At 69.6% G+C, this 12,930-nt stretch carries 10 protein-coding genes; 3 read left to right on the forward strand and 7 right to left on the reverse strand.

Translation table 11 applies throughout. The features are described from left to right. Window positions 1-75: 75 nt before the first annotated feature. The 6 genes from ACZ3IJ_RS01445 to ACZ3IJ_RS01470 all read right to left on the reverse strand — a co-directional run bounded on the left by ACZ3IJ_RS01445 (window position 76) and on the right by ACZ3IJ_RS01470 (window position 7,128). A complete protein-coding gene (locus ACZ3IJ_RS01445) occupies window positions 76-1,332 on the reverse strand; it encodes an aspartate aminotransferase family protein (RefSeq protein ID WP_467465588.1) in 1,257 nt (418 codons plus the stop codon). Window positions 1,333-1,349: 17 nt separating this feature from the next. Then, window positions 1,350-2,465 (reverse strand): Zn-dependent alcohol dehydrogenase, encoded by a 1,116-nt coding sequence (locus ACZ3IJ_RS01450; protein ID WP_467465589.1) that lies wholly within the window; start codon window positions 2,463-2,465, stop codon window positions 1,350-1,352. 28 nt (window positions 2,466-2,493) lie between these two features. Further along, window positions 2,494-3,852 (reverse strand): NAD-dependent succinate-semialdehyde dehydrogenase, encoded by a 1,359-nt coding sequence (locus tag ACZ3IJ_RS01455; RefSeq protein WP_467465590.1) that lies wholly within the window; start codon window positions 3,850-3,852, stop codon window positions 2,494-2,496. A 26-nt stretch (window positions 3,853-3,878) separates the two neighbouring features. Next, entirely contained in the window at window positions 3,879-4,583 is a 705-nt protein-coding gene (locus ACZ3IJ_RS01460; protein WP_467465591.1) for a transporter, read from the reverse strand. A gap of 81 nt (window positions 4,584-4,664) precedes the next feature. Beyond that, complete coding sequence (locus ACZ3IJ_RS01465) at window positions 4,665-5,600, reverse strand: alpha/beta fold hydrolase (protein ID WP_467465592.1); 936 nt, start codon at window positions 5,598-5,600, stop codon at window positions 4,665-4,667. Further along, on the reverse strand, window positions 5,593-7,128 hold the full coding sequence (locus ACZ3IJ_RS01470; RefSeq protein ID WP_467465593.1) for a flavin-containing monooxygenase: 1,536 nt from the start codon (window positions 7,126-7,128) through the stop codon (window positions 5,593-5,595). Before ACZ3IJ_RS01470 ends, ACZ3IJ_RS01465 begins: the two co-directional genes overlap by 8 nt. A 615-nt stretch (window positions 7,129-7,743) precedes the next feature. Between ACZ3IJ_RS01470 and ACZ3IJ_RS01475 the strand changes: the two genes are divergently transcribed. The 3 genes from ACZ3IJ_RS01475 to ACZ3IJ_RS01485 all read left to right on the forward strand — a co-directional run bounded on the left by ACZ3IJ_RS01475 (window position 7,744) and on the right by ACZ3IJ_RS01485 (window position 12,001). Next, window positions 7,744-9,192, forward strand: a complete 1,449-nt coding sequence (locus ACZ3IJ_RS01475; protein ID WP_467465594.1) for an APC family permease — start codon at window positions 7,744-7,746, stop codon at window positions 9,190-9,192. Window positions 9,193-9,512: 320 nt separating this feature from the next. Further along, a complete protein-coding gene (locus ACZ3IJ_RS01480; protein ID WP_467465595.1) occupies window positions 9,513-10,457 on the forward strand; it encodes a dihydrodipicolinate reductase in 945 nt (314 codons plus the stop codon). A 179-nt stretch (window positions 10,458-10,636) separates the two neighbouring features. Next, window positions 10,637-12,001: an NAD(P)/FAD-dependent oxidoreductase gene (locus ACZ3IJ_RS01485; RefSeq protein ID WP_467465596.1), complete on the forward strand. Its 1,365-nt coding sequence runs from the start codon at window positions 10,637-10,639 to the stop codon at window positions 11,999-12,001. A 133-nt stretch (window positions 12,002-12,134) separates the two neighbouring features. Here the strand turns inward: ACZ3IJ_RS01485 and ACZ3IJ_RS01490 are convergent, their stop codons facing one another. Next, on the reverse strand, window positions 12,135-12,743 hold the full coding sequence (locus ACZ3IJ_RS01490; protein WP_467465597.1) for a helix-turn-helix domain-containing protein: 609 nt from the start codon (window positions 12,741-12,743) through the stop codon (window positions 12,135-12,137). Window positions 12,744-12,930: the final 187 nt, after the last annotated feature.

Here is a 12,930-nt window from a genome sequence, read left to right on the forward strand (position 1 = left end):
GGCCAGGCCGCGGAGGAACAGAACACGCGGCCTGGCTCGGAGCGGATGGGGGTTACACGTGACTCGATGCGGACGTCACAACGTCCGCAGGAGCCGGTCGAGGGCCTCGGCCGTCGCCTCGACGTCGTCGGTGGTGTGCGCCGTGCTGAGGAAGACCTTGCCGGACGGCATGAAGAGGAAGCCCTGCCGCAGCATCCCTTCGAGGATCACCGCCCAGAGCCCGCTCGTTCCGTGAAGCCCCGTGGCGCCCCCGGCGGGGACGTACTGGAGGAGCGAGCCGACCCGGTTGAAGCTGCCGAAGTCGGGCGATGAGCCGAGAACGGCGCCGACGAGGGCTTCGAACTCGGACGAGATCCGTTCGAGTTGCTCGTAGACCGCGGGATCGGCCAGGACGCGCATCGTCGCCGCGACGGCCGCCAGTGCGATCGGGTTGGCGTTGAAGGTTCCGGCGTGAACGACCCCGGACGTCACCTGATCTATCAGATCGGACCGGCCTACGACGGCGCTCTGGGTGAAGCCGCCGGCCATCGCCTTTCCGAAGACGGACAGGTCGGGCAGCACGCCGTACTTCTCGGCTGCCCCGCCCCTGGCGATCCGGAACCCGGCGATCACCTCGTCGAAGACGAGGACGACCCCGTGCTGGTCGCAGAGGGTCCGCAGCGTCGACAGGAACTGCGGTGAGGGTGCTTCGACGCCCGCGTTGCTCATCACCGGGTCGACGAGTACGGCCGCGATGTCGCGCTCGACGGACTCGCTCAGCAGGCGCTCGGCCAGAGGTATGTCGTTGAAGCGCGCCACGACCAGGTCGTCCAGCACGCTGGCCGACTGCCCGGCCCCGCCGGGGGCGGCGGGTCGATCGCAGTCGTCCTCGGACATCCCGGCGTACACGGTGTCGTGCCAGCCGTGGTAGCTCTTGGCGAACTTGAGGACGCGGCGCCGCCCGGTGGCGGCGCGCGCGAGGCGCAGCGCCACCTGCACCGCCTCGGTCCCCGTGTTGCTCCACAGCAGCCGCTCGCCGTGCGGCACGGCCTCGAGGACCGCTTCCGCCGCGAGGTACTCCAGCGGGTGGCCGGTGCCGACGACCTGCATCTTCTGCGCGACCTCGGACACCGCTGACAGCACGCGCGGGTCGCTGTGACCGAGGACGAGCGGACCCCAGGCCATCACGTAGTCGACGTACCGGTCGCCGTCCAGGTCCCAGACGTGTGCGCCCCGCGCCTCGCGCACGAAGAGCGGATGGGGAGGCATCGCGGCGCGCAGGCCCGACCCCACACCCCCGCCGACGCTGCGGCGGGCTCGCTCGAAGGCCGAGCGTGATGATTCCAGGGCCATGAGATCGCCCCTGCCTTTCAGTACGTGATCACCGAGCGGATGCCGATGCCGCGCTTCATCTGGTCGAATGCCTCGTTGACGTCCTTCAGACCGATCACGCTCGTCACCAGGGAGTCGAGATCGATGCGGTCGTTCATGTAATGGTCGATCAGCAACGGGAAGTCGGAAGCCGGCTTGCTGGAGCCGTAGTTCGAGCCGATGAGCGAGAGCTCCTGATCGGACATGACGAAGGGATCGATGGAGACCTTCAGGCCGTCCGCCACCTGCCCGGCGACCACCGCCGTGCCGCCCCGGGCCAGGACCTCGTAGGCCGACTCGATGGTGCGGGGCAGCCCGATGGCCTCGATGGCGATCTCCACACCGCGTCCGTCGGTGAGCTGTCGCACCCGGTCCGCGAAATTCTCGCGGCCGTTGTTGATCAGGTCGGTCGCGCCGAAGACGCGCGCCTGCTCCAGCTTCTCGTCTGAGATGTCCGCGGCGATGATCTTCCGCGCGCCGGCGAGCCGGGCACCCTGGATCGCGTTCAGGCCGACGCCGCCGCAACCGAGGACAAGCACGGTGTCGCTCGGACGCACGCCGGCGGTGTTGACGGCCGCGCCCACCCCGGTCGTGACGGCGCATCCGACCAGAGCCGACTGCGGGAACGGGGCGTCGTCCCGGATGGCGATCGCGCCCGATTCGGGCACGAGGGTGTACTGGCCGAACGTTCCGAGGCCCGCGAAGCTGAGCACGTCGCCCCCGTCGCCGGACACGATCCGGGACCGACCGTCGAACGACAGGTGGTTCGCCGAGTGCTGGCTGACCATGTCGCAGAGGACGGGCCTGCCACTGATGCAGTAGCGGCATCGGCGACAGGAAGGCGTCCAGGACAGCACGACGTGGTCGCCCTTCTTCAGCGTCGTGACGCCTTCACCGACACTTTCGACGATCCCGGCTCCCTCATGGCCGAGAATCATCGGCGAAGGAGCCTCCCATTCGCCCAGGAGGACGTGGAGGTCGCTGTGGCACACTCCGCTCGCCTGGAGCCGCACGAGCACCTCGCCGGGCGGAGGCGTCGAGGGGATCGTCACCCGCTCGATGGTCAGCGGTTCGTTCGGTGTCCTGAAGACAGCGGCGTCGAATTCGATGGTCATGAAAGTCTTCCTTCCGTGTTCTGGGCGATCACGTCCGAGCGGTGCGGATGAGCTTCTTGTTGGCGAACTCGTCGATTCCCGCCCGGCCCAGCTCGCGGCCGAAACCGGACAGCTTGACCCCACCGAAGGGCAGTTCCGCGCCTTCGAGGCCGACACCGTTGATGAAGACCATGCCGGCGTCGATCCTGTCGGCGACGCGCAGCGCCTGCTCGGCGTCCGTCGTGAACACGTAGGAGCCCAGCCCGTACGGGGTACCGTTCGCCAGCTCGACGGCCTCGTCCTCGGATCCGACCCGGTAGACGGTCGCGACGGGGCCGAAGAGCTCCTCGGCGGCCGACGGCGACGTCGGCGAGACACCCGTCAGCACGCCGGGAGGGAAGTACGCCCCTTCGCGCCGCCGTGCGGAGACGAAGGTCGCCCCCTCGTCGACGGCTCGCTCGACCTGTTCCTCGACGTACTCGGCGGCGGCGACCGAGGAGAGCGGCGCCAGGCCGTCGGTCAGCGCGAGCACCTTCTCGGTGAACGTGTCGAGGAAGGCGTCGTAGACGTCGTCGGCGACGATGAAGCGCTTCCCGGCGTTGCACGCCTGCCCGGCGTTCTCGAACCGCGCCTCGACCGCCGCCTGGACCGTGGCGTCGAGGTCGTCGGTCGACAGCACGATGAAGGGGTCCGAGCCGCCCAGTTCGAGCACCACCTTCTTGAGGCTGCGCCCGGCCTTCGCGGCGACCTCCGCGCCGGCCCGCTCCGAACCGGTGAAGGAGACGCCCTGCACGCGGGGGTCGGCGATGGCGCGACCGATCTGCTCGCCGGTGGCGTGGACGTTGACGTAGCAGCCCTGGGGGAAGCCCGCGTCCGTGAACAGCTCCTGGAGAGCCGCGGACGACTCCGGACACTGCGACGCGTGCTTGAGCACGATGGTGTTGCCCAGCGCGAGGTTGGGTGCGGCGAACCGGGCCACCTGGTAGTACGGGTAGTTCCAGGGCATGATCCCCAGCAGCACGCCGACCGGCTGGCGGCGGACGAAGGCGGTGCCCTCTCCCTCCAGGAGCTCGATCGGTTCGTCGGTGAGGAACTTCTCCGCGTTCTCGGCGTAGTACCGGTAGATCGAGGCGCTGAACTCGACCTCCCCGACGGCCTCGTCCACCGGCTTGCCCATCTCCCGGTGGATGATCTCGGCGAGCTGTCGGCTGCGCTCGCTGTGCAGGGTGGCGACGGTGTGCAACAGCTGGGCGCGCTGTGCCACGGAGGTCTGCCTCGACCAGTGCGCGTAGGCCTCCGCCGCCGCGTCGAGCGCCGCGTCGACGGTCTCGTCCGTCGCGGTGGGGTACTCCTTGACCAGCTTGCCGCTGGCGGGGTCCACCACCGCGTACACGTGCTTCTTCGCCATACTGACTCCTTGTTCGTGTTACGGGTTCAGGCCAGGGCCCCGGTTGTGCGGGTCGGGTTCGCGTCCGAGGCCGCGTTGTGGTCGTGCAGCGCGCGGTAGGCGCGGAAGTAGACGAATGCCTGGGTGCCCCAGGTCGCCAGCGCGGCGGTGTAGAAGATCGTGCGGTTCGCGTCGTCGAACGGCAGCGGGAAGAAGTCGTACGTGATGGCTGTGGTGGTCGCGGCGGCCGTGACCAGTCCCGTCCAGACCGCCGGCCACCTCGCGCCCGCGCCCCAGAGCCGCTTGACGAAGTAGCAGAGGAACACGGCCGTGCAGAGGTTGACGACGACGTAGAACACGGCGACCCAGAACGCGCCACGGTCGGTGTGGAGATCCGCGTCGTGGAACGGCCGGAGGAACAGGGCGGCCACGATCGCGACCCCGAACACGGCGATGTCGACGCGGCGGCTCGGCTTGTAGCGATGAGTGACCTTCATCAGGCCCAGGACCAGGATGAGCGTGATGCCGACCGACCTGGAGAACGCGTCGAAGAAGTACGCCAGGTCGTACAGGACGCTGTCGCTGTTGGCTCCGAGCAGCGACCAGAGCAGGAAGTTGCTGCCCGACGTGGCGACGACCATCCACTCGAGGCCCAGAAGGTAGTTTCCGTACCGGCGGATGAACCTCCAGCCGTAGAAGTAGCCGGCGAAGATCATCCACAGGTCGGCCAGCAGGAACAGCGCTTCCATCATCGTGACGCCCCCTCGCGGACGTCTCGGGACGGCAGTTCGCCGACGGCTTCGACGTGGAGCGTGGTGCTCCCGCCGCGGGGTTCACGAGATCCGGACATGGTTTCCTCCTTCGCCCACGCGGTTCGCGTGCTGCGAGATGCGGGTCGTGACGGGGGCGACAAGGGCCTCGGGAAGGTGATGGCCCATGCCGGGAATGACCACGTGCTCGGCCGAGCGGATCGCCCGTACGGTCGCGGCGCCGCCGCTCGGGTGCACCAGCAGATCCCGGTCGCCGTGGATGACCAGCGTCGGGGCCGTGATCGCGCTCAGTTGCGCCGTCCGGTCCCCGGAGCGCTGGATCGCCTGGATCTGGCGCGCCGTGCCGGCCGCCGGATCACCGGCGCTGCGGTCCCATCCACGAGCTGCCAGGGCCGCCTCGGCCGCGTCGTTGATGGGATGGCCCACGCCGGCGACGTGCCGGGTGAGTCGCAGGTGGGCACGGACCGCCGCGGTTCTGGTCTTTGCCGGCGGGGCGGCGAGGAGCCGGATCGTCGACAGAGCCGGCTGCCCGACCTTGCGCGCCCCGGTGGTGGAGTAGATGGAGACCAGCGACAGGACACGCTCGGGTGCCGTGGCCGCGATCGTCTGCGCGATCATCCCGCCCATCGACCGCCCGACCAGGTGAACCCGCGGGATCCCGAGATGGTCGAGCACGCCGACGGCGTCCTGGGCCATCTCGGCCAGCGTGTACGCGTCGCGGCGCGGACGCGCGGCGATCTGACGCCAGAGCCCGGGAGGGGGCGCGGCGACGAACGTCGACTGGCCGACGTCACGGTTGTCGATCGCTACGACCCGGAAACCGCGGGTGACGAGGGCGCCGACGAACGAGTCGGTCCAGAAGGTGAGGTCTTCGCCCAGTCCCGCGATGAGCAGCATCGCGGGGCCGTCCTTGGCGCCGTGGTCCCGGAAGCAGATCGTCATCCCGGACGGCAGAGTCGCGTACTGGTCGGCGCTCTCGGCGCCGCTTGTCTCAGGCACGGGTGGCTCGCCTCCCACCGGGCGCCGACGCGGCCGCCCGGCAGGCGCCGAACCGGAGGTTCTCGTCGGCCACCGGGCCGCGGAGGGCCCTGGCGTCCTCGGGGTAGGACATCGCCATCCGCCAGGGCTTCTCGGGGCCCTGCTTGGGCAGGAGCTTCTCGCCGCGCTTGGCGTACCCGGCCTGGAGGTCCATGACGGGCCTGCGCTTCGTCCCCGACGGTGCGACCGGAACCACCGTGTCGTATCCGTGGGTGTCCATGTGCCTGACCAGGTCGATGAAGTAGCGACACATCAGGCTCACCTTGAGCGTCCAGGACGAGGTGGTGTAGCCGATCGCCATCGCCCAGTTCGGGATGCCGCTCAGGAGCATGCCGCGGTAACAGAGCGCGTCCGCGATGTCGACCGGGCGCCCGTCGACCACGATGGGCATGCCGTCGAAGAGCCGCAGGTTCAGCCCCGTCGCGGTGACGATGACGTCGGCTTCCAGTTCCTCGCCCGACGCCAGGACGATTCCGCGCTTGCTGAACCTCGCCACGGCGTCGGTGACGACGGAGGCCCTGCCTTCCTTGATCGCGTCGAAGAAGTCGCCGTCCGGTGCCGCGCACAGCCGCTGGTCCCACGGGTCGTACGGCGGGTTGAAGTGCTTGTCGACGTCGAATCCCTTGGGAAGGCGCTTGATGTTCTCGCGCCGGATCAGTGCGCGTCCGGCCTTGGGGAAGGTCCGCAGACCCTTGACGATGGCGTGTTCGGTCCAGATGTTCTTGAACCGCGTCACGGCGTACCCGCGCTCTTCTCCGAGCAGCTTCGTGAGCGCCAGGGCGACCTTGTCGACGCGGGGGAGCGCCATGACGTAGGTGGGGGTGCGCTGCAGCATCGTCACGTGCCGGGCGGCGCCCGCCCCGGTGGTCATGGCCGGCACCAGCGTGATCGCGGTCGCGCCGCTGCCGATGACGACGACCTTCTTGCCGCTGTAGTCGAGATCATCCGGCCAGTGCTGCGGATGAACGATCCGGCCCTCGAAGTCGTCCCGCCCCGGGAACTCCGGGGAGAATCCCTCGTCGTACCGGTAGTAGCCGGTGGCGGCGAAGACCCATCCGGCGCGGATCGTCTTGATTCGGGTCTCTCCCGTGGCGGGGTCGGAGGTCTGGACGGTGAGGGTCCACCTCGAGTCCGCTGAGGACCATTCCGACCGGACGACCCGGTGGCGGAGCCTGATGAGGCGCTTCAGGCCGTTCTCCCCGACCGTCTCCTGGAGGTACCCCTTGATGAGGGGAGCGTCTGCGATCGCGGCTTCGTGGCGCCACGGCTTGAACGCGTAACCGAACGTGTGGAGGTCGGAGTCCGAGCGGATGCCGGGGTAGCGGAACAGGTCCCAAGTGCCACCGATGTCCTCGCGCGCCTCCAGCACGACGAGCGATTTGTCGGGCAGCTCCCGGCTGAAATAGGTGGCCGCGCCGATCCCGGAGATCCCTGCTCCGATGATCACCACGTCGAACTCCTCGACGGCGTCCAACACCTCAGCTGTCATGGCGTTTCCTCGCTGTTCCTGTGGCGGTTGCCTCACTGTCGCCAGCCGCGACCGCCTGCGAGAACGACAGCGGGCACCTCCTTCGCCCGGGCTTGGTGCACGGTGCACAGGCGGGCCGGGCCGCTGCGCCCATACGGTGTCCGACGTTCGGGGCGCGGCCCGGGCCGAGGCGGCGGCGGGGTCCTTCCGGGAGCAGGGGCGGCCGGAGACAGCCGTCCAGCGGCCGGTCATGCCGCAGCCGTTGCGGCAGCACAACCGGCGTGGTAGAGATTTGCCCCCGGTGTTTAGTGCTACTAAACAACTTGCCGCGGTCGTGCGCCGAGGTCGAACCCGCTGTCGTCACGACCACGCTGCGCGTCGGGCCCCACGGGTGTATCGAGCCGCAGGGAGATCGCCGCCGTCACTCCCGCGATCGCGGCCGAGCGGAAGCGGCCGACGACCCGCAACCCGTACGGGCCACGTCTGCTCGGGCGGGAAGATCCGCCTCCTGCCGCTCCGGCTCAGCTCGCTGCGAGGGAGCCGCACCCGTTCGTTCGCGCAGGCGTACCGCCTCACGCACCCCTTCACCCACCCATGACGGGCCGGTACCGGCCCGTGAGTCGAAAGGTGGTCGCGATGACCGACCTCTCCAAGACAGGGCACGTCGAAGCACCCGACGGTGCAGCGGGATCGGGCAACCCGCTCCACCGCGGGCTCGGTGTCTCGCAGATCGTGTTCATGGTCGTCGCCGCGGCGGCGCCGCTCGGGCTGGTGGCCGGCGGGGTGCCGCTCGCCTTCGCCGTGAGCGGCAGCCCGGGGATGCCGCTGTACTTCGTACTGTCCACCGTGCTGCTGTTGATCTTCGCAGTCGGTTTCACGCTGATGGCCGGACGGGTACGCAACGCGGGCGCCTTCTACGCCTACGTCCAGGCGGGGCTGGGCCGGATCCCCGGCCTCTCGGCCGCGACCCTCGCGCTCTTCTCCTACGCGCTGCTCCTCGTCGGGGTGAACGCCTACGTCGGCGTCGCGACGAGCAACGTCATCGAGCGGTACGCCGACGTCGGCTCCCCGTGGTGGTCGTGGGCGCTCGTCTCGCTGGGCGTCATCGCCTTCCTCGGCTATCGCGACATCGAGCTGAGTGCCAAGGTGCTCGGTGCCGTGTTGGTGCTGGAGTCCCTGCTCCTCCTGGTCATGGACCTCGGCATCGTGGGCCACGGTGGCGCCCACGGCCTGACGGCCGAGCCCGTGGCGCCCTCGATCGCGGGCACCGGCTCCCTGGGCCTCGGCGTCATGTTCGCCATCTTCGGGTTCATCGGCTTCGAGGCGACGGCCGTGTTCCGCAACGAGGCGAAGGACCCGGACGCCACAGTTCCGCGGGCGACGTACGTCGCGATCCTGCTGATCGGGGTCTTCTACTCGTTCACCGTGTGGGCGATCGTGGTGGGTGCCGGTGTCGACGCGGTGGTCGGAGCCGCGCAAGCCGACCCCGAGGGCCTGGTCCTCACGCTGACGCGGAGCTACGTCGGGTCGGTCTGGGCCGACACCATGCAAGTACTGCTGATTACCAGTCAGTTCGCTTGCGTACTGGCCTTCCACAACGTCGTGACGCGCTACCAGTTCGCGTTGTCCCGGGCCGGTGCGCTTCCGGCGTCGCTGGGCGTCGTCCACCCCCGGCACCGCGCGCCGTCGGCGTCCTCGGCCGTCGCCTCGGCGGTCGCGTTCCTCACCACGCTCGTCGTCGCCTTCCTCGGTCTCGACCCGATCGGTGACCTCTACGCCCGGTTCTCCGGCGCCGCCACGCTCGGCATCGTCCTGCTGATGGCGGCCACCAGCCTCGCCGTCATCGGCTTCTTCCGGCGCGCCGACGGGCGGCAGCCGGTGTGGCGCACGGTCGTGGCCCCGGCCGTCGCCTTCCTCGGCCTGGCCTGTGTGGTCTGCCTGATGGTCGCCAACTTCCCGCTCCTCGTCGGCACCACCACGGGTGCCTGGGTGATCGGCGGCCTCGTCGCCCTCTCGGCCGTGGCCGGCGCGGTGCAGGCCCTCGTCCTGCGCGCGCGCCGACCGGCTGTCTACGAGCGACTCTGAGCGACTCGCCGATCGGCTCATGAGCGCGATGGCGCGGCCGGTCTGTGCACCGTGCACCGTCCCCGGGGGAGGCCGGTGCACGGTGTCGTTCTCACCGCGGCCGTGGCCTGTGACCGTGGGGTACGAGGCAACCGCCACCGGCGAAGTCCGGTTTCGCCGACCACCGTGTCGTGGGCGGGCCGACCGGGGCGCCCAGAGGAGTGACGTTGAAGAATCGGACTGTCGTGGTGGGGCTCGGTGCCACTGGCCGGGCCATCGCCTCTTCCTTGCTGCGACGCGCGGACGTTGAGATCGTGGGAGCGGCGGACCGGGACCCCCGCGTGGTCGGTCAAGACCTCGGAGTGCTCCTCGGTGGCGTCGCGAACGGTGTCGTCGTCGTGAGCGACCCGGCCGAGCTGCCCGCCGCCGACCTCGCGATCGTGGCGACCGTCTCGGATCTGCACAGGGCGGCCGACGTCTTGCTGCCGCTGCTGGAACGTACGTACAACGTTCTGAGCATCTGCGAAGAACTGGCGCATCCATGGCGGAGCCACCCCGATCTGGCCCGGCGGCTCGACGACACGGCGAAGGCGCACGGCGTGACCGTCCTGGGCAGCGGGGCGAACCCGGGCATCTTGATGGACACCCTTCCTCTACTCCTGACCTCACTGACTCAGCGTGTGGAGAGCGTGCGGATCCGCCGGCGGACGAACATGTCACGCTACGGCGCGATCCTGTCGAAGTTCGGCCTCGGTCTGACCATGCCCGAGTTCGCGACGGCACGCAGCCGGGGCGAGGTCGTCGGGCACCACGGCTTCGAGCAGGCCATCGGGGCGCTCGCCGCAGGGCTCGGATGGGATCTCGGCTCGGTGGACGTGGGAGAGGTCGAACCCGCTGTCGTGACGACTTCGCCGCGCGTTGGGGACCACATGCGTATCGAACCGGGGCAGATCGCGGCGGTCACTCACGCCGCCCGGGGCGTGCTCAAGGGCGACGTGGTGATCGATCTGGAGATCACGTTCGGGTTCTTCGAGCCGGCCGATGAGGTGGCCGCGGGCGACGACTACCGGATCGTCGGAGAGGAGCAGATCGTCGACCTCCGTTCCTCCGTGGGCTTCGATTCCTTCCTCAGCACCGTCGCGGCAGCGGTCAACGCCTCCACCGCGGTCGTCGAGGCGCGTCCCGGTCTCCTGACGATGGGGGACCTGCCCGCCCGTTCGGTCGCGGCCAAGGGCGAGCGGCGAGCGGGCCGGGCCTCACCCGGGGCCACGACTTCTCAGGACTGAGACGGAGACGCAGAGGACGGAGAACCTCCTGTTCGCCGTCCTCACGCGTCTCGCCGAAGAGCCGCCCGTCACCGTCGATCCGCCGGACGGGAACGGGGGCTCGGGCGCGCTGCCGAGCACGCCACGACGCGGAGTACGAAGGGGGGCGGACGCCCCACCTGGAAGGAGATCGGGACAGCATGAGGACCGACAGCACGAAGTACACCAGCTTCACCGGCTGGATCGACCCGCCGGACGACGTGCGGCCCGCGCTGGACGGTGATCTCACCTGCGACATCGCCGTCATCGGCGGCGGGATGGGTGGCATGGCGGCCGCCCTGCGCCTCGCGGAGCGCGACCAGGACGTGGTCCTGCTGGAGGCCGAGTTCTGCGGCTACGGCTCGGCCTCGCGCAACGGCGGTCAGATCGCCGGGGCGCCGGGTGGCGACCTGCGGATGCTCAGCCTCCAGTCCCCGAAGAAGATGCCGGTCATGGCCAAACTGGCGGAGCACGCGGGCCGCTACGTGGAAGACCTCATCAAGAGGCACGACATCGACTGCGACTACGTGGCGAACGGCCTGGTGTGGGGTGCGGTCTCACCCCTCATGATGCTCAGGGTGCGTACCCAGGCAGCGATCCTGCGCGCCTTCGGTGGGGGCGGGACCGTCGGCAGCAGAGAGGAGCTCGGCCTCCCCGCCGGCTTCGTGGGCGGGATGCGGGAATCCATCGGCGGGATGCTGAACCCGGGCAAGCTCGCTCGCGGTGTGCGTCGCGCACTGCTCGCCTCCTCGGCCAAGGTCTTCGAGCAGTCGCGGGTGAGCGATGTTCGGCGGACCGGAAGCACCGTCGAGATCACGACACCGCACGGCACCGTGCGGGCCGCCAAGGTGCTGCTCGCGACCAGCGTCTACGGCGGCGAGTGGGACATCACGCCCAAGAACCTCGCGACGCCGCTGTACGTCATCGAGATCGAGTCGGAACCCATCGCGCCGGAGCGGCTCGCCGCGCTGGACTGGACCAGTCGGTCCGGCATCATCACCCAGCACCAGTTGATGACCCACTACCGGCTCACCGAGCGCAACACCATCGTCTGCGGGGTCCGCAAGGCGCAGCGAGGCCAGACCTACCCGCTCCCGGACCGGGTCCCGGACCCCGGTGTCGTGCGGGACATGGGGAAGGATCTGGCCAACCGGTTCCCGTCGCTGTCCGACGTGGCCATCGAGCGAGCCTGGGGCGGTTGGATCGGCATCAGCCCGGACTGGCTGTCGGTCGCCGGGCAGGTGGGTGACAACGTCTTCTACGCGATGGCCTGCAACGGCCACGGTCTCTGCCAGGTGCCGTACGTGACCCATCAGCTCGCCGACTACATCGTCGACGGCGAGATGCCGGAGGACCTCGCCGGCATCTGGTCGGACGCCTCGAAGTACTCGCCGTCGATGTCGCTGCTGATGCAGCCGTTCGTCCTCCGGGCCATCTGGGGGCTGGACCGGTTCAACGACTTCTTCAACGGCAGCAGGACACGGGCCCGGTGGGCGCTCCGTCGTGCCAGGCGCGGGGGTTCCTGAGGGTCGGGCGACGCCTGCTCCGTGACGACGCGGTGTGAGATCGCCACCCGCTACGACAAGACCGCCGGGTCCTGCGAAACAGCCGCCGCCCCCGCACCACTCCTGACGCGGGCCCGGCATGCGACGACAGGATCTAGGCGGGCCCTCGCGCGGCGCGCGGCAGGGGAGGCGACAGGACCCAGAGGACCTCGCTCACCGTCGTACCCGGATTGTCGAACTGGTGAAGCGTCTGGCCGGAGAACGAGGTGGACACCCCGGCCGACAGCATCCGGGTCTCGCCCCCGACGATCAGACGGGTCGAACCGCTCAGCCCCATCGCGAAGATCGTGGCGGTGTCGAGCCGATAGGGGCCTCCGGTGCCCCCGCCCGGCTCGATCACGGAACGGAAGACCTGGAACGCCGTGGTGCCGGCGGGCGTGAGCAGGTACTCGGCCACGCCCTCACCGCCCATGCCGATCCGGCTTCCGCCGTCCACGACCTGCTCGTCGGGGTACGCGAACAGCTCCCCGACCCCGATCCGCAGAACTTCGCAGACGCGCAGCAACGTCGGGACGGACACGCTGGTGAGCCCCCGCTCCAACTGGCTCAGAAAGCCCTTGGTGACCTCTGCCCGGTGCGCGACCTCCGTCAACGACAAGCCGCGGTCGAGCCTGATCTTCCGCAGCTGCGCGCCGGTGGACGCTTCGAGGGCGGCGGCGCCCCGTTCCGCTCCGTCTGCCGTCCCGCCGTCACCGATGGACATGGTGTGCTCACCGCCCGTCCCGAGGCCGAGGTCGTGTGCCTGTCAGGTGACGGGCCGACCCGGACGAGTCCTCTCCGTGGCACGAGGCTAAGGCATGCGCGCCAGGGGCGATCGGTGCGTCCTCGCAGAGGGTGAGGGGCGATGGCGTCGAGCCCCTTGTGGCGCCGTCGAGGGGGTGGTAAATCTG

It is taken from the genome of Streptomyces sp. NPDC013317 (assembly GCF_055563155.1).